Origin of the sequence: Alteromonas sp. I10 (assembly GCF_003201515.1) — a bacterium.
Classification (GTDB): Bacteria; Pseudomonadota; Gammaproteobacteria; order Enterobacterales; family Alteromonadaceae; genus Alteromonas; species Alteromonas macleodii.
Window position 1 is genome coordinate 625,599 of sequence record NZ_QJJN01000001.1, and the last position, 17,540, is coordinate 643,138.

Here is a 17,540-nt window from a genome sequence, read left to right on the forward strand (position 1 = left end):
AATCTGGTATAGAAATCCTTTATAATCCGGCCGTTTTTTTACTCTGAACCAATGAAAGTGAACTAATGTCAGACTTATCTCATTACAGAAACATTGGTATTTTCGCCCACGTAGACGCGGGTAAAACTACCACAACAGAACGTATCTTGAAGCTTACTGGTAAAATCCATAAAACTGGTGAGGTTCACGATGGTGAATCAACAACTGACTTCATGGAGCAGGAAGCTGAGCGTGGTATTACCATCCAGTCAGCGGCAACAACCTGTTTCTGGAAAGATCATCGCATGAACATCATCGATACTCCGGGACACGTTGACTTTACAGTTGAAGTATATCGTTCACTTAAAGTACTAGACGGCGGTATCGGTGTATTCTGTGGTTCTGGCGGTGTTGAGCCTCAGTCAGAAACTAACTGGCGTTATGCTAACGAATCAGAAGTTGCGCGTGTAATCTTCGTAAACAAACTAGACCGTATGGGTGCAGACTTTTACCGTGTAGTTGGCCAAGTTAAGAAAGTACTTGCTGCTAACCCACTAGTAATGACGCTTCCAATCGGTATCGAAGACGAGTTTAAAGGTGTTGTTAACCTTCTAGACATGAAAGCGTACATCTGGGACGATTCAGGTCTTCCTGAAAACTACGAAGTTGTAGATATCCCAGCAGATATGGTTGATAAGGCTAACGAGTACCGTGAGCAACTAATCGAAACTGCTGTTGAGCAAGATGACGACCTAATGATGGCTTACATGGATGGTGAAGAGCCGTCTCTAGAAGACATCAAGCGTTGTATCCGTAAAGGTACTCGTGACCTAGCGTTCTTCCCAACATACTGTGGTTCTGCATTTAAGAACAAAGGTATTCAGCTAGTTCTTGACGCGGTTGTAGACTTCCTACCTTCTCCAACAGAAGTTGATCCACAAGATCTAACTGACGAAGAAACGGGTGAGCCTACTGGTGAAGTTGCAACAGTATCTGTTGACGAGCCGTTCCGTGCACTTGCGTTCAAAATCATGGACGACCGTTTCGGTGCCCTTACGTTTATCCGTATCTACTCTGGTAAGCTAAACAAAGGCGACACTATTCTTAACAGCGCAACGGGTAAAACTGAGCGTATCGGCCGTATGGTTGAGATGCACGCTGATGAACGTACTGAACTTACTTCAGCACAAGCAGGTGACATCCTAGCTGTTGTTGGTATGAAGAACGTTCAAACTGGTCACACGCTATGTGATCCTAAGCACCCTTGTACACTAGAGCCAATGATCTTCCCTGAGCCAGTAATCTCGATTGCTGTTAAGCCAAAAGACAAAGGCGCTAACGAAAAGATGTCTATCGCTATCGGTAAACTAGTAGCAGAAGACCCATCTTTCCAAGTTGAAACTGACGAAGATTCTGGCGAAACCATCCTTAAAGGTATGGGTGAGCTTCACCTAGATATCAAAGTAGACATCTTGAAGCGTACTTACGGCGTTGAGCTAGAAGTTGGTCAACCTCAAGTTGCTTACCGTGAAACTATCACACAAGCAGTTGAAGACAGCTACACGCACAAGAAGCAGTCTGGTGGTTCTGGTCAGTTCGGTAAGATTGATTACCGCATCCGTCCGGGCGAAACTAACTCTGGCTTCAAGTTCACATCTACTGTTGTGGGCGGTAACGTTCCTAAAGAATTCTTCCCTGCAATCGAAAAAGGTTTTGCAGGTATGATGGAAGTAGGTCCTCTAGCGGGCTACCCAGTACTAGACGTTGAAGTTGAGCTATTCGACGGTGGTTTCCACGCAGTTGACTCATCAGCAATCGCGTTCGAAATTGCAGCTAAAGGTGCATTCCGTCAGTCAATGCCAAAAGCAGGTCCTCAAATTCTTGAGCCTGTGATGAAAGTTGACGTATTCAGCCCAGAAGACAACGTTGGTGACGTAATCGGTGACCTTAACCGTCGTCGTGGTATGATCAAAGACCAAGAAGCTGGCGCTACTGGCGTTCGTATCAAGGCTGACGTACCTTTATCTGAGATGTTTGGTTACATCGGTCACCTACGTACTATTACATCTGGTCGTGGTCAGTTCTCTATGGAATTCAGCCACTACTCAGCATGTCCTCAGAACGTAGCTGACAAAGTAATTGAAGAAGCGAAAGCACGTAAAGCTGCTAAGTAATTAGCCTTTGCGAACGTAAGCTGACCTTGGGTTAGCTTACGCTTCAAGAAATACTAAAAAGCCGGTCGCATGACCGGCTTTTTTTATATCTATAGCACTGCGAATTAATACATTTTATATGGCAGAAACTTCCCTGACATCACTACGCTGACACGGTCGCCTTTAGGGTCGTTCTCGCGCTGTAAATCCATCGAAAAATCGATGGCACTCATGATGCCGTCGCCAAACTCTTCGTGAATTAACTCCTTTAATGTAGTGCCATACACACTCACCAATTCATACCAGCGGTAAATAAGTGGGTCGGTAGGGACTTCTGTGGGTAACGAGCCTTTGTAGGGCACGATTTGAAGCCAGGCAATCGCTTCGTCGGTAAGCTCAAGTAACTCACCCACGGCTTCAGCTTGCTGCTTTGTCATGGCCATTTGTCCTAAGCAAGCTGCTGTACTCCATTCTTTTGACTGACCAACAACTTCGGCAATCTGACTCCACTTTATGCCTTTTAAAATTTTGGCTGACTGGATCATGTCGGTAACTTGGGTTCTCGATGTAATCATTTGCATTTCCTTAAAGGGTTAGTTAAACAAAATGAGCGTAACTAGATTGCTGAAAATAAGTGCCAGTATTAGCACCTTGTACACAAAAAGAGGGTGTCGTTTTACTAACGGCTCGTACGCCGTATGTTGTGATGGATTTGGGTAGCGAAGCGAAAAAAGAAACTCAGATAGTGAAGAAAATCGCTTATCAGGGTTCACATGCAAAGCACGTTTAAGGGCGCTATCAACCCAATTAGGTATTGGCCGATTAGGAGCCAATGCGGTTTGGTATTTTAACTTTTTCTGCTCGGCCAACGTGCGACAGTGAGCGAGCTTTGTGCCATAGGGGTAACGCCCGCACAAGAGATAGTAGGTGAGGACGGCTAAGGAAAACAGATCAGAGCGCTCTGTGCCTACATTTCCTAAAAAGTATTCAGGTGCGGAAAAAAGTGCAGCGCCAGGAATAGGTGTGTCACTATAGAGGCTTGGGGCATCGGCTAAGGCTGCTGAACCCAAATCTATAATTGTACAGTGCCCTTGTTCGCTAATAATAATATTGTCGGGGCGTATATCCCTATGAACAATGCCCTGACGGTGCATTGCCTGTAAACCTTTACCAACCTGCTCGATTATATTCCTAACTTGCTCTAATGGCGGAGTAGGATTATCAACAGCCCATTGAGCTAGCGTTTGACCTTGAACATATTCACTTACGCTGTAAAAAGCAGAAGGAGGGTACGGTAAACCCAAATCAGTAAACGTTGGGCTTTTAATAACGTGTGCCGAATTAATCCGTCTCGAAAACCAGCTCTCTATTAGGAACCCATTTACCATTTCTGGTGATAGGGTAAAGTCGGTAGCCGGTGTTTTTACAACCACAGGGCTGTTTCTGTGCGTAGCTTCACAAGACGAATTGGTGGCAATAAAAACATGGCTTCGGGCCGACGTATAAAGCTGTCGTTCTAGCTTCAGTCCATCAACATCATCACCCGTCTTAAAGTTTGCGGCAGCAGGCTCTTCGCATACATGTTCATCAGACTGCTGATTTGAGTAATGAATCGCAGCATCAGAAACCTCAGAATTGTTTATAAGTTGGTCGCCCAACGGCCTGTTAAGTTCAGATGAATGAGGTGAAGTTGAAACGCCTGTATACAGTGGGTGTCTGTGATCGTCTAGGCCATCATGGCTAGCTACAAGAACCTTTACGAGAAGTAAGGTGAGGTTGTCATCGCTTCCTCTAGTAAATGCCTCATGTACTACCAACGCAGCTTGGTTTTCAGAAAGCGTATCGGCCTCACTGATTTTCATAAGAATGGTAGGTAGCGAAACAAACTCATAAACCCCGTCGCTACTTATCGAAAACGTGCTCGATGAGTTGAGGGTGAGTGTTGTGTGGTCGATGTCTATATGTGCTTGAACGCCTAATGCTTTAGTAAGATAACTCTGCGAAGGCTCACTTTCCGATACTTGACGATGAGGTTTTGTGAGTAAGACAGGCGACTGTGCGTTCTTAGAAATAGCCTGAATTTGACAATCCCCCACATGAAATACATCCATGTGATTGCCTGTTACCACCGCCACTGTTAACGTGCACACATAACCTTTTTCTGGTGTATAGCAGAAGGGACTTCTTTGCGTACGTGTGTAAAGCAGCGCGTTTATCTCTTTAATAATGGTTTCAGCGCGCGTCTTAACCGACCATTGTTCCGGCGCCATATTAAACAGTTTAATAAATTGACTGGTAGCAAAGTCGCTAGCAACTTGGCTAACCGTACTGCTACTTACACCGTCGGCGATAACAAAAACGCTGCTTTGATCTGGGTTATCAGAAACATGAAAAGCGTATGCATCTTGGTTTATCGCTTTAACGCCGGCTGTAGAAAATGCACTTACACTGAGCGTGTTAGCTGGTGGGTTAATTGGGGCGTTTAACGCGGCTCGCTCATTCATGTTTAATTGCTTCTTACCTGCATATTTAATTATGAGCCCAATTAGTTATTTCCAAGGAAACGGATAACGCCATCATGACGTGTCTTGTAGGGACAAGGCATGATGGCTTTAAGATAAGCGCTTTAATTAAATAGGCAGTGTTTGCGATGCAGCGGCTTTATCAACAGGGATAGTACGTTTGGGTAGCGTCTTAACGTGGGTGGTGTACAGGGTTAGTCCAGTAAAGGCGAGGCCACCAACAAGATTTCCAAGTGCAGTTGGGATCTCGTTCCAAATGAAGTAGTCCATAACCGAGAAGTCGCCGCCCATAATAAGGCCAAATGGGAAAAGGAACATGTTTACTACTGAGTGCTCAAAACCCATAAAGAAGAACAGCATGATTGGCATCCACATGGCTAGTACTTTTCCGCTAACGTGAGTTGAAATCATTGCACCCACTACGCCTAGCGACACCATCCAGTTACACAACATGCCGCGAATAAAAATGGTGAACCAGCCTGCAACGCCGTGTTCTGCGTAGCCCAATGTACGAGCTTCGCCAATGCTGGCTACCTTAGTCGCGATGGCACCGCCATCCACGTTATATCCCATGGTAAAAATAAACGACATCATAAAGGCCACGGTTAATGCGCCGCCAAAGTTACCTAAAAATACTAATCCCCAATTTCGTAGAATTTGTTTTGGCGTGACGCCAGGTCGCTGTGCAAGCCAAGCGAGTGGGGTAAGTACAAACACGCCGGTTAATAGGTCAAACCCCATAAGGTAGAGCATACAAAAGCCCACTGGGAATAACACTGCGCCAAGAAGAAACACGCCGGTTTGAACGGCAATGGTAACGGCAAAAACAGCGGCAAGGGCCAATATTGCACCTGCCATATAGGCGCGGATTAGAGTATCTCGTGTAGACATATAAATTTTGGCTTCGCCTGCATCTACCATCTTGGTTGCAAACTCAGCGGGGAGAAGATAAGCCATGGTTTCACCTCACGTTGTCGTTATTAATAAGTTGTCATCTGTGTGTTGGCGTTTACTGTTTCAATGCGTTCCAGAAGATCAAAAAAAGGCGTCCGCAGCGCTCTCGTAAGAAAGAACTGGGGACGCCTTTGTCCGAAACTCATGCATTGTGGTAGCTAACAAATAAACCGTCGGTTATGTGTACGCCTTTGTACTCTAAAGCCCGTTGGCAACTAATACTTGTATAAGCGCCTTCGTACTTTTGTTATCCATTTGTACAAAGCTAAAAAAGTGCCAATAACCAAAATGTATGTAAATGCGTTATTTATTGCTTTTAAAAACAATGCTTTGTATAAATTCATGGCTGTGTTGATAGACGCTTGCGCCAAGGCACTATTAATTAGTCTGCACTAAAAAGGGGGGGAGTGTGAGTGTTTAAGGTGCAACCGGTTTAACAATTTCCGACTTTAATGCCTGTTTTAACATTTTTAACTGACGCTTCATGGCTGGATAAACTTTTGTCTCTTGTGTTCGGTGTGCGTATTTTTCATGCTCAAATAGTTCACACAGAAGTGTTAGTGCCTTGGTAGCATCTTCGTTTATCAAAGGGTTAACTTCACTCATAAAGGCGGACAAGGTTTTATTCCCTCTCTCTTTTCCTGTTTTAGCTTCAACGCATTTTATTGCGTTTAGTAAAACTCTGTGTGAGGGCGATAGTGTGTTGCGATGCGTTTTGGGTAAAAAATAAAGTGCTAAAATAAGCCCAATTAGGCCAATGGCGGAAAGAAATACAACTCGCATTTTTTGCGGCGTTAGCGAGCCTAGTAATTCTTCAAGCATGTTGGTTTGCGCAGTATTGTCAAAGCCCAGTACCCATTTACTCCACGAGTAATCGAGCTGTTGAAACCAGCTTTGTAATGTTGCAAAAATAGCAGCGTTGCTAAGGTCGCCCAAAATACTGGCTTTACGAGACTCCCCAAGCTCTTCCAGCGCACGTTCAAGCCCGAAGGTTAAGCGTGACGGTGCCACCATACTCGTTGGGTCGTGTCGAATCCACACACCATCAATAAAAGCTTCCACCCACGCATGTGCATCGTACTGCCTTATTTGAAGCACATTGTCATTAAGTGCGCTTCCGCCCTGGTAGCCTGTCACCATTCTTGCCGGTACCCCTGCGGCGCGAAGCACATACACCATGGCGCCTGCGTAATGGGCACAAAAACCTGAGCGTTCTTCAAATAAAAAACGGTCGATGGGGTCGGTAGGCATGGCGTTCGGCGATAGGGTGTAGCGGAAGCCCCCTTGATTAAATTCACGCATTATTGCGCTAACTATTTGCTGTGCGCTTGAGTATTGTTTGGCAAGTCTCTGTCCCCATGCTCTGGCTTGAGGGTTGCCATTCATGGAAACCTGAAGGTTTAGTTGCGATTCAAAATTTCCTATTCCGCTAGTGATTTGAGCAGTTGGATAGTAGCGCAGATAAAACGCTTTTTTACTGGATATTGGGCTATTCGCCCTTAACGTAAAATCAAAAAGACTTCTTACGAAAATACTGTTCTCGCGGTTGTTGGGTGTCGAAGGCGCTAGCGCAAACAGCCACGTTTGCTGTGTGGGTTCCACGATCAATTCATAACTTATCACTTGAGGCGTATTTTCCTCGGCCAGAGCTGACAAGGGTGTTGGCTTGCCCATGTAAGCTAACTGCTGCTCTGCCTGTTTGCGTTTGTTGCTAATAGACCAGGTTTTCCCGTCAAAATGTTCTAAGGTCATAGCGCGCCAATACCTGGACGGTGCAACAGGGACTGCTTCTGCGTTTTCAAATGTGGCGCTGAAAGCCAATTCAGATGAACTTGCAAGTGACGCAATATCACCAGGCGTCACCGTGTCAGAAAGCCCGGTTTCAGTCGACTTTGACGTGGGCATCTGCCAAAGCGGAGGGAGTTGGGGAAGCAGTAAAAACAGTAGCAGCGCGATAGGGAAAGCTTGGACAATAAGCACGGTCACGAATTTAATGCTTTTTGATTTGGGTATTCCTGCACCGTGATAAATGGCAGTCGCGAATAGCAGCAGGGCCAGTATTCCTGTATAGCCAATCCACGCAAATACGCTTAGAGACGAGATAAATCCGCAGCCGATCAAGAACAAACAGGTACATACAATTAAGTGAAAATCTCGTTTTTTCTCAACCAGCATGATTTTGAGCGCGCACGCGACGGTCAATAGGTTGATCATGCTATCAAGCAATCCTACTGAGAAGCCAAACCACGATAATGCGAACACTGCCAATATCGCCAGCAAGTTAACCGTGCGTGATGTTGGCAAACTATTCAACGCACTAAGGCCTGCGGCCCTCACTATCACAGCACATCCACCTAGCATAATTACCCATGTCATAAGTGGCGTGGTAAGAGAAAAAAGAATAAGAGAGAAAGCTATGCAGAGCATAAGCACAGCCACGGACGTTGGTTGGCTAAACACGCTTTTAACAACGGTTAATTGTGATAAACGGCTTAAAATAGCGGAGTTCATTTCGTTGACCTCGCTCTTTCACTCTTTATGGAAGATATTGAGACCGTTTTATTTGAGGTTGAAGAAGCTTGTGATGAATGCGAATTCAAACAAGCAAGTGCACTAAGACATTCGTGCCTATGTTTTACCCCGCGAGCAGGGGCAATGTTAAGCCCTTTGTACTGTATTCCAAATACCCGGTCTGCGCCTGTCCAAGACAATGTTGCATAGGTAAGTGCCGACACGGCAGTTTCCACATCGATGTTTGAGGGAACTGAAAGTACAAAACTGTCGTTTTGCAAGGAGGTAAAGGATTTCGAAACCCAATTTCCGTTTTTCGCCACATGCTTCCACGATACGCGATTAAGCGGCTGTCCAACTTCGTAATCGTTTAATGCGTAGAAGTCCTCGTTACTTGTAAGGTCGTTAACCTGACTGACGCTATCCGACTCATTAGAACTCGCTACCTTATTAACTGTGACCGGACCTTCTTGAGGTTTTGCATAGACAGTAACCTGTTGGTCAAAATCGAGGTGGGTCCAGCATTTGTATAATCCTAACGGAAAATCGCATGCAATGGTTAGTCTGCCCAGTGCAAATCGCCCCCGTACTGGTATTGGAAGAGGCACGCTGAGGGTTTGCGTTTGTCTTGTATCCGTAACTTCATTGTCGTTTAAAGAAAAGCTGTACGTCTGCTGATCCACTGAGGTGTCTTGATTGCTTGCATGAACAGCGGTTTCCATGGGGCGCGCTGTATTTAGCCACTTTATTGCTAATACACCATTGCACGTTTTCGTTGGCGCTGCCGCGTGAGGGATAACCTGAAGCTGCAATTCACCCTGTAAGTTACAGTGAAATGGACTGGGGGGCGTCGCTTTAAGCGCTAAACGCGCAAAGTTTTGATGAGTGTAAAACAGCGTTAATAGCATAATGCTTAAGCACAAATAGCTAAGCAGCAACATCAAGTTGTTTTGGTAGTTAGTGCCAAGTAAAAACAAACACAGCGATAGAATAATAAAAGACCAACCGAATCCGCTCGGCAATATAAAAATACTGTTTAAGTTGAGGTGATGTTCGTGAGAAGCCGGAACTCGCCTGTCTAACCACTTTAATAGCCTACGTTGTAGGTAATTCGAAAGTGAAGCTGGCATTCTACGCACCTTTAGCGCTCCGAAAATTCATGAATGCTAGGCTGCCAGTGGGTCAATACTATCGAGTAATTTCTGGCTCAGTTTTTCACCGTCAAAAGCATGCGCTTGCTGCCCTTGTGCCAACTGATGTGAAGACAATGTTAGCCTATGAGCGGTAATGGCCACGAAGACGGCCTGTACATCTTCTGGAGTAACATATGATTTTCCGGAAACAAACGCCCAGGCTTTGGCACCTTGGAGTATCGCTCTACTCGCTCGTGGCGATAGGGGATTAGGGTAATCATTACTTTCTCGACTTTCACTCACCAATCTTAGAATGTAATGAATAATGGCATCGCTGGTATGAATAGCGGCTACCTCTCGTTGCATCTCGCGCAAATTTTCCTCATTTAGTATTTGTGCAAGCGGTGCTGATGCATCCTGTTGCAATAGCATGGCTTTTTCTGCTTCCCACGCTGGATAGCCCAAAGAGATACGCATAAAGAAACGGTCAAGTTGGGACTCTGGCAAGGGATAAGTGCCCGATTGATAGCTTGGGTTTTGTGTAGCAATAACAAAAAATGGAGAGGGTAGCGCGTGGGTTACACCATCGATACTTACTTGTCGCTCTTCCATCGCTTCTAACAGGGCGCTTTGTGTTTTGGGACTGGCTCTGTTTAGCTCGTCCGCTAACACCACTTGGCTAAAAATAGGGCCGTGTCTAAATGAAAAGCGCTTTGCCTCGTCTTGTTCATTACTATGAAAAATGTTTACGCCCAACATATCTGATGGGAGTAAGTCTGAAGTAAATTGAATGCGAGAATATTGAAGGCCAAAAACTTGGGAAAGCGCATGAGAAAGGGTGGTTTTACCCATTCCCGGTAAGTCTTCAATTAATAAGTGGCCATTGGCAAGTAAACAAGTTATTGCGAGTTTTAACTGGTGATCTTTACCAATAATTTTCTGACTAAGAGCCCGCTGTACACTGATGATGTCTTGGCGCATATAATTGTCACTTAAGTTTAAAGTTACTCTGTCACACTACGTATTGAACAGTGAGAAAGCGATTAAGGCTTTTCTAAGGATGTTGCGCAATGGTGTTTAAGTTTATGTCTGAGTTCATGTTCTAGCTTACATATTTAGCGAACGGTAACGAGTGCCGACAATGTGGTGTTTCGAAGGTCACTACTTCTTAATAATAGCAACGATAGTGAAAGGCTTTCTATTGAATTACCTGTTAAATTTTATACGCAGGTATATCAGCGACTTGATGGTTCGTAGCGTTGTTTCTCCTATGTTCTTAATGTTGTTAAGGCGACGTCTATTTTTGAAAAAGTAAAAACGGCTTAGATGGACTTTATCGACAGCAAATACGACGGGTTGGGAAGCAGTAAAACGTCACTTTCTTATCTTATTAGCATAGATTCCCGCAAAACATCTGTTATTAAGTGCTGCGTAGTTTATCTGTGTTGTCTATAATGGTGCCTCTTAAAAAGGAAGTAGTTATGAAAAGCATTGAAATAGATGACGATTTATATGCCTTCATCGCCAGCCAAACGAAGCATATTGGTGAGAGTGCATCACAAATTTTAAGACGTTTACTTTTGCCTGAAGACGGTGCCGTGTCCCAAGGTGTCCAGCATGGTGGCGCTTCATCTACATCTGTAAAAACAAGCGAACCAAAAAGTACAGACGTTGTAGAAACCGCAGATAACGCAAGTGAGTCAACACCCGAAGTTGAAACTCAAGTGGCGACTAAAGTACAAACCAAAGCGCCTTCTAAAGCGACAGCCAGTTCAGCAGTTAAAGCAGCGCCAAAGGCTGCAGCGAAGAAAGCTCCAGCTAAAGCAACGGCAGCAAAAGCGCCAGCGAGCTCAAGGACAGCTAAAAAGGTTTCGGAAGTTTCTTCAGTAACGCCAGCAACAGAATCTCACTCGAAAAGAGACATTCTTGAAGCGGTGTCAAAAGATGCATTAGGCACATTTACCAAGCGCGTTGATCAATTCCTGTTTGTTTTGAGTGCAGCGCACAAGCTTAATGCAGAAAACTTTACTCGTGTTGAAAGTATAAAAGGTAAAAACCGTACGTACTTTGCGACAAGTAAGGCGGCATTGTTGGAAAACGGCAGCAGTACTAATCCTAAAGCTATCCCTGATAGCCCGTTCTGGGTGGTAACAAATAACAATACTGCCAAGAAAACGAATATGCTGGAACAAGTTTTGCGTAACTTAGGCTATCAACCCGATGTTATTGAAACCGTGATTGCGCGTTTCTCTTCAGAAGGTAAATAGCAAGCCAAGGTATAGAACAACGAAACTTCTAAATAAGGATTTTTTTCATGGCATTACATCCGCAGGCTGGACAGCATGCAGCAAAAGAGCAACTCATTAACGTAGCGCAGTTAGTGAGCCAGTATTACAGCTATAAACCGGATATGAATGACCCGGGTCAAGCGGTCTCTTTTGGCACGTCAGGTCACAGAGGTACAGCTTCCAACGCTACGTTTACCGATACCCACATCAGTGCAATTTGCCAAGCATTGGTAGAGTATCGTAAACAAGAAGGTATCGACGGTCCGCTGTTCGTTGGTAAAGATACCCACGCGTTATCTGAGCCTGCCATGATTACCGCTATCGAAGTTTTGTGCGCAAACGGTGTCAATGTTGTCGTGCAGCGCGCAGACAATGAAAGCATGGGCTATACGCCGACACCTGTTATTTCACGTACTATTATTCGCTACAATCGCGCAGGTAACACCGACAAGGCAGATGGTATCGTCATTACGCCTTCTCATAACCCTCCTTCAGACGGTGGATTTAAGTACAACCCGCCTCATGGTGGACCTGCCGATAGCGACGTAACCAAGCAAATTCAGGAACGCGCGAATGAACTAATTGCCGATGGCAATAAAAACGTTAAGCGCATTGATATTCGTCAAGCTACCGCGCGCAAATTGGTTCGTGAAGAAGACTTCATGGAACCTTATATTGAAGACCTTGCAAGCGTTATCGACATGGAAGCGATTGCAAAAGCTAACTTGAAGTTAGGTACTGATCCATTAGGTGGTGCAGGCATAGGTTATTGGTCGCGAATTGCAGATAAATATGGCTTGGACATTACCGTTGTTAACGACGCGGTTGACCCACAGTTTGGTTTTATGCGCCGTGACAAAGACGGTAAGCTTCGCATGGATTGTTCGTCTGCCTATGCGATGGCAGGGCTTATCGAGCTGAAAGATAACTTTGACTTAGCTTGGGGCAATGATCCTGACTTCGATCGTCACGGTATTGTGTGCAAAAGTGCGGGCCTAATGAACCCAAACCATTATTTGGCCGTGGCTATTAACTACCTTTATACCCACCGTCCAGAATGGCCTAGCGATTTAAATATCGGTAAAACACTGGTGTCTAGCAGTATGATTGACCGCGTAGCCAGCAGTTTAGGTAAACCTTTAGCTGAAATGCCGGTAGGCTTTAAATGGTTTGTTGATGGTTTATCAAACAGTACCATTGGTTTTGCGGGTGAAGAAAGTGCTGGTGGAATTTTCCTTGAACGCAATGGAAGCACCTGGGCGACAGACAAAGACGGTTTTATTCTTTGTTTGCTGGCAGCTGAAATCCTAGCCATCACAGGCAAAGATCCTGGCGAGCACTACAAAGCGCTAACGGAAAAATTTGCAGCGCCGGTTTACAGCCGTGTTGACGTGGCAGCAACCCTTGAACAAAAGCAAAAGCTTTCGGCGATGGATGCATCTGTCGTCACTAGCGATACGTTGGCGGGCGAGCCTATCACTGCCGTTCAAACCCATGCGCCAGGTAATAACGCGGCAATTGGTGGCGTTAAAGTATCGACAGAAAATGGCTGGTTCGCAGCGCGTCCTTCTGGCACCGAACAAATTTATAAAATTTATGCGGAAAGCTTTAACGGTGAAAGCCACTTACAGGATCTAATTGCTGAAGCCGAAGCCTTAGTCGGAAAAATAATTAAATAAGTACAAAAATAAATCATTTTAAATTCCTTTTTGTAAATTAATTGTTAAAAATCGCATGAATGCATACGAATTCATGCGATTTTTTGTTATTTTAACAAAATTATTACAACATAATCGTTTAAGCGCTGCTATATTGCTGTCATATTCTGAAGTTATTCTGTAATTAAATTACGTTTTCGGTGTGTAAACACCGCTTCTACTTAAGAGTGAGACGCAAAATGAACGCAAAAGCGACCAAGACGCAACCCTCTCCAGTGATCGATAAGGCTGCATTCAAAGCAGCGGTTATTAAACACTTACACTGCACGCTAGGCACCGACGAAAACAAAGCAAACAATCACGCTTGGTGGAAAGCAACGTGTGCTGCAATTCAAGAACAAGTACTTGAAGGGTTACGCAAAACCCAGAAAAGTCATTACCTGAACGACACCCGCGCCGTTCATTACTTCTCTGCTGAATTCCTAATGGGCCGTTTGCTTTCAAACAACCTGCAAAACTTTGGCTTATTCGATGTGGCTAGTGGCGCGTTGAAAGAGCTAGGTGTTGAAATTTCAGACATTCTTGAAGAAGAGCCTGATATGGCGCTAGGTAATGGTGGCCTTGGCCGACTAGCGGCTTGCTTCATCGACTCACTGGCGACAATGGAATTACCTGCAATAGGTTATGGTATTCATTACGAGCACGGTTTGTTCCGCCAAGAAATTAAAAGCGGTGCGCAAATCGAGCGTCCAGATAGCTGGCGTGACTACGGTAATCCATGGGAAATTTGCCGTCCAGAATCTATTCAAGAAGTATCGCTTTACGGCTATGTAGAGACTAAATACGGCGACAACGGACGAGTGCTGAAAGAATGGCACCCTGGCTCAATTGTAAAAGGTGTGCCGTGGGACATTCCGGTTGTAGGCTACGAAGGTAAAACCGTAAACGTACTGCGGTTGTGGCAGTCAGAAGCGTCAGACTACTTCAATTGGGACGTATTCAATGCTGGTGGTTATGTTGATGCACAGCGTGAAAATGTATCAGCTGAAACGATTTCAAAAGTACTTTATCCAAACGATGAGACCGAAGCGGGTAAAGAGCTGCGTCTTATTCAGCAGTACTTCTTCTGCTCGTGCTCGCTTAAAGACATTATCCGTCGTTACAAGCGTGCTCATGGTGACGATTGGAGCCGTTTCGCCGATCAGGTTGTTATTCAGCTAAACGACACGCACCCAGCTATTTCTATACCAGAGCTAATGCGCATTCTTGTTGACCGCGCAGAGCTTGGCTGGGATGAAGCGTGGGGGATTTGTACAAAAGTATTTGCATATACCAACCACACCTTGCTGCCAGAGGCACTTGAAAAGTGGCCTGCGCGCATGATTGAGAAGATCCTTCCTCGTCATCTAGAAATCATTTATGAAATTAACCACCGCTTTATGGCAGAGGTTGATAAGAAGTGGCCTGGCGACAATGCCATGAAAGCTAAGCTTTCAATCATTGAAGAAGGTAACGAGAAGATGGTTCGTATGGGCCACCTGTCGGTAATCGGTTCATTTGCTGTTAACGGTGTGGCAGAAATGCACTCGCGTCTTGTTAAGTTGTCTCTGTTCCCAGAGTTCGATGAACTGTATCCAGGTAAGCTAACTAACGTAACCAACGGTATTACACCACGCCGCTGGTTGAAAGCGTGTAACCCAGCGCTGTCTAAGCTAATCGATAAAAAGATTGGTGAAGACTGGCCGCGCGACTTAGACAAACTGCAAGGGTTAGCTAAATTTGCGAGCAATAAAACGTTCCAGAAACAGTTCATGAAAGTGAAGCTTGAGAACAAAGAGTTGCTAGCAGAGGAAATTCGCAAGTCACTTGATATAGAAGTAGACGTTAACGCCATTTTCGATGTGCAGATTAAGCGTTTGCACGAGTATAAGCGTCAACACTTAGCGCTTCTGAATATTATGGCGCTATACCGTCGTATTCTAGAAAACCCTGATTACGATATGCACCCGCGTGTATTTGTGTTTGGTGCTAAAGCCGCACCGGGCTACAAGCTTGCGAAAGATATTATCTTCGCTATTAACAAGGTAGCGGATAAGATCAACAACGATCCGCGCGTAAATAACAAGATTAAAGTAGCATTCTTACCAAACTACCGTGTATCACTTGCTGAAAAAATGATTCCAGCGGCAGACGTATCTGAGCAAATCAGTACGGCAGGTAAAGAGGCATCAGGAACCGGTAATATGAAGCTTGCACTGAACGGTGCGGTAACTATTGGTACACTTGATGGTGCAAATGTTGAAATTGCTGAAGAAGTGGGCGATGACAACATCTTTATCTTCGGACTTACAGTAGAAGAAGTGAACGAGCTTAAGGCGAATGGCTATAACCCACATGACTACTACTATAAAGATCCAGAAATTAAAGCTGTGCTGGATTGGTTAGAAACGGATTACTTTACGCCAGGTAAACCAGGTGCATTGGTGTCAATTAAGCAAAGCTTACTTGATAACGGTGACCCGTACATGGTGCTTGCAGATTTCCGTGCTTATTCTGATGCACAAATTGCAGTTGATGCTGCATACCGCGACAAAGAGCGTTGGGCAGAAATGGCTATCATTAATACAGCGAAGATGGGTAAATTTACCTCAGATCGTTCAATTCGTGACTACGTAGAACGCGTTTGGAAACTTTCACCGTGTAAGATTGAAAGCTAATCGCAGAACCGTAAAGAAATAGCCCGGCAGTGGTACACTCGCCGGGTTTTTTATTACCCTCTAAATACTTCTTCATTGTTTCGTATTGGGTTCAAAATACGGCACAGTTTGTTCTTAACGTCACCAGAAATAAGTACTACAGCCATGTTTTTTGTCCAATATTAGGTTAATGTTGTACAAAAGTATAAGACGGTATGCAAAATAATACGTTACTGTCGTTGCGCCTTTCGTAGCGCCATGGTTTTATATAACTAGTTGTTTTTAGTACCTCGAAGCGTAAAGCTCAAGGAAAACATCATGAGCCAACATACATCACTGGCAACCATTCCCAATCGCTATGCGTTTATCGATAGCATTTCGAAGCAAGCGTCTCGCAGTGCTTCTATTTCATTGATGCTGGTCGATGTAGTACGTTTTTCTGATGTGACAACCAGTCTGGGCATTCATGTAGGCGACCGCTTTTTACTTGAAATAGCCAACCGCATCCAACTCCTATTTGGAACTGCGGTGTCGATTGGCCGTATCAGTGGTGATGTTTTTGGCATCGTTTTTCCTAATGAAAGTAATGAAACCGTAATGCGACAAATGTTCGAACGCTTAGTCGAGCATTTCAAAACGCCTATGCATTATGATGGTACGGCTTTTATTGCAGACTTTAACGTAGGTGTGGTGTGCAGTATTAAGAATGACTTTGATATCACTTCCTTTGTTTCCCGAGCGGAAACGGCTTTAAAACAAGCAAAAGAAAACAAATACGAAAATTACTTCGCGTTGACTAAGTCAGACAAAACCGACACGGGCAGAAGTTTGGCGCTAAAAGCAGATTTAAAACGTGCATTAGCACAAAATGAACTCGAGCTTTACTATCAACCAAAAGTCGATCTGACAACGCTAGAAGTAGTGGGGGCTGAGTGCTTACTTCGCTGGAATCACCCTCTTGATGGCGTCTTATTTCCAGGTCCGCTAATCGAAGCGGCCGAGTCGTATAATATGATGAGCGAACTGGGCTACTGGACGCTTGAGCAAGCCTTTAGGGCGCTCTCGGAATTGGACCTAATGAAGCGGTCTTTAATGCTGTCTGTGAATATTTCTCCCACACAGTTATACGACAACCAGTTAGTTCCAACCCTGACGATGCTGAGTCGTACCTATTCAATGCCGCTTTCGTTAATTGAGCTGGAGCTTACCGAGGACGTGGCACTGTCTAATTCATTAATGGTGAAAAAGCAGTTAGATGAGCTGCGAAGCTTAGGCGTATCTATTTCTGTAGATGATTTTGGTAAAGGGTATTCAAATCTTGCCTATATTCGAGATCTGGATTTGGATGCGCTGAAAATCGATAAGTCTTTTGTGATGGAACTTGAAGCTCACCCTGTTAATCGCGCCATTATTGAAGCAGCGAAAGTGATAGGGCATGCAAAAGAGTGCTGTGTAGTAGCCGAGGGCATAGAAACCGTAGAGCAGCTTCACATACTTAGAGAAATAGGGGTTACACAAGGGCAGGGATACCTGTTCTCTCGCGCCATTCCATTCGATGATTTCGTGCAGCTTACCCAACAAGAGATAATTATCGGCAACTCGCCTAGACGCGCTCAAGCGTAGTACCTGAAAGTGCGGCAATCTGT

At 44.8% G+C, this 17,540-nt stretch carries 11 protein-coding genes; 5 read left to right on the plus strand and 6 right to left on the minus strand.

What is annotated here, in order from left to right:
• Nucleotides 1-65: 65 nt before the first annotated feature.
• On the plus strand, nt 66-2,153 hold the full coding sequence (gene fusA, locus BZA03_RS02745) for an elongation factor G (RefSeq protein WP_039225640.1): 2,088 nt from the start codon (nt 66-68) through the stop codon (nt 2,151-2,153).
• Nucleotides 2,154-2,257: 104 nt separating this feature from the next.
• Here the strand turns inward: fusA and cynS are convergent, their stop codons facing one another.
• The 6 genes from cynS to BZA03_RS02775 form a co-directional block, all read right to left on the minus strand.
• Nucleotides 2,258-2,707 carry a cyanase gene (gene cynS / locus BZA03_RS02750; protein WP_014949029.1) on the minus strand — a complete coding sequence of 150 codons (450 nt, stop codon included), beginning with the start codon at nt 2,705-2,707 and terminating at the stop codon, nt 2,258-2,260.
• 18 nt (nt 2,708-2,725) lie between these two features.
• Nucleotides 2,726-4,636: a protein phosphatase 2C domain-containing protein gene (locus BZA03_RS02755; RefSeq protein ID WP_039225641.1), complete on the minus strand. Its 1,911-nt coding sequence runs from the start codon at nt 4,634-4,636 to the stop codon at nt 2,726-2,728.
• Nucleotides 4,637-4,762: 126 nt separating this feature from the next.
• Nucleotides 4,763-5,611, minus strand: a complete 849-nt coding sequence (locus tag BZA03_RS02760; RefSeq protein WP_014949030.1) for a formate/nitrite transporter family protein — start codon at nt 5,609-5,611, stop codon at nt 4,763-4,765.
• 414 nt (nt 5,612-6,025) lie between these two features.
• The gene (locus tag BZA03_RS02765) at nt 6,026-8,119 is read right to left on the minus strand and encodes a DUF3488 and transglutaminase-like domain-containing protein (protein ID WP_110287902.1); all 2,094 of its coding nucleotides are present in this window, start codon (nt 8,117-8,119) and stop codon (nt 6,026-6,028) included.
• Complete coding sequence (locus tag BZA03_RS02770) at nt 8,116-9,249, minus strand: DUF58 domain-containing protein (RefSeq protein ID WP_110287903.1); 1,134 nt, start codon at nt 9,247-9,249, stop codon at nt 8,116-8,118. The genes BZA03_RS02765 and BZA03_RS02770 overlap by 4 nt, the downstream gene beginning before the upstream one ends.
• A 36-nt stretch (nt 9,250-9,285) precedes the next feature.
• Nucleotides 9,286-10,233, minus strand: coding sequence for a MoxR family ATPase (locus BZA03_RS02775; RefSeq protein WP_110287904.1), 948 nt, complete (start codon nt 10,231-10,233; stop codon nt 9,286-9,288).
• Nucleotides 10,234-10,733: 500 nt separating this feature from the next.
• Between BZA03_RS02775 and seqA the strand changes: the two genes are divergently transcribed.
• From seqA to BZA03_RS02795, 4 genes are all read left to right on the plus strand, one after another.
• A complete protein-coding gene (gene seqA / locus BZA03_RS02780; RefSeq protein WP_110287905.1) occupies nt 10,734-11,519 on the plus strand; it encodes a replication initiation negative regulator SeqA in 786 nt (261 codons plus the stop codon).
• Nucleotides 11,520-11,566: 47 nt separating this feature from the next.
• The gene (gene pgm / locus BZA03_RS02785; RefSeq protein WP_110287906.1) at nt 11,567-13,219 is read left to right on the plus strand and encodes a phosphoglucomutase (alpha-D-glucose-1,6-bisphosphate-dependent); all 1,653 of its coding nucleotides are present in this window, start codon (nt 11,567-11,569) and stop codon (nt 13,217-13,219) included.
• Between the two features lie 218 nt (nt 13,220-13,437).
• Nucleotides 13,438-15,915, plus strand: coding sequence for a glycogen/starch/alpha-glucan phosphorylase (locus BZA03_RS02790; RefSeq protein WP_110287907.1), 2,478 nt, complete (start codon nt 13,438-13,440; stop codon nt 15,913-15,915).
• Nucleotides 15,916-16,212: 297 nt separating this feature from the next.
• Complete coding sequence (locus tag BZA03_RS02795; RefSeq protein ID WP_039230212.1) at nt 16,213-17,517, plus strand: bifunctional diguanylate cyclase/phosphodiesterase; 1,305 nt, start codon at nt 16,213-16,215, stop codon at nt 17,515-17,517.
• Nucleotides 17,518-17,540: the final 23 nt, after the last annotated feature.

Coding starts and splice junctions, on each gene's coding strand:
- pgm (WP_110287906.1), top strand. CDS start 11,567: ATGGCATTACATCCGCAGGCTGGACAGCATGCAGCAAAAGAGCAACTC.
- BZA03_RS02765 (WP_110287902.1), bottom strand. CDS start 8,119: ATGAACTCCGCTATTTTAAGCCGTTTATCACAATTAACCGTTGTTAAA.
- BZA03_RS02790 (WP_110287907.1), top strand. CDS start 13,438: ATGAACGCAAAAGCGACCAAGACGCAACCCTCTCCAGTGATCGATAAG.
- BZA03_RS02770 (WP_110287903.1), bottom strand. CDS start 9,249: ATGCCAGCTTCACTTTCGAATTACCTACAACGTAGGCTATTAAAGTGG.
- BZA03_RS02760 (WP_014949030.1), bottom strand. CDS start 5,611: ATGGCTTATCTTCTCCCCGCTGAGTTTGCAACCAAGATGGTAGATGCA.
- BZA03_RS02755 (WP_039225641.1), bottom strand. CDS start 4,636: ATGAATGAGCGAGCCGCGTTAAACGCCCCAATTAACCCACCAGCTAAC.
- fusA (WP_039225640.1), top strand. CDS start 66: ATGTCAGACTTATCTCATTACAGAAACATTGGTATTTTCGCCCACGTA.
- cynS (WP_014949029.1), bottom strand. CDS start 2,707: ATGATTACATCGAGAACCCAAGTTACCGACATGATCCAGTCAGCCAAA.
- BZA03_RS02775 (WP_110287904.1), bottom strand. CDS start 10,233: ATGCGCCAAGACATCATCAGTGTACAGCGGGCTCTTAGTCAGAAAATT.
- BZA03_RS02795 (WP_039230212.1), top strand. CDS start 16,213: ATGAGCCAACATACATCACTGGCAACCATTCCCAATCGCTATGCGTTT.
- seqA (WP_110287905.1), top strand. CDS start 10,734: ATGAAAAGCATTGAAATAGATGACGATTTATATGCCTTCATCGCCAGC.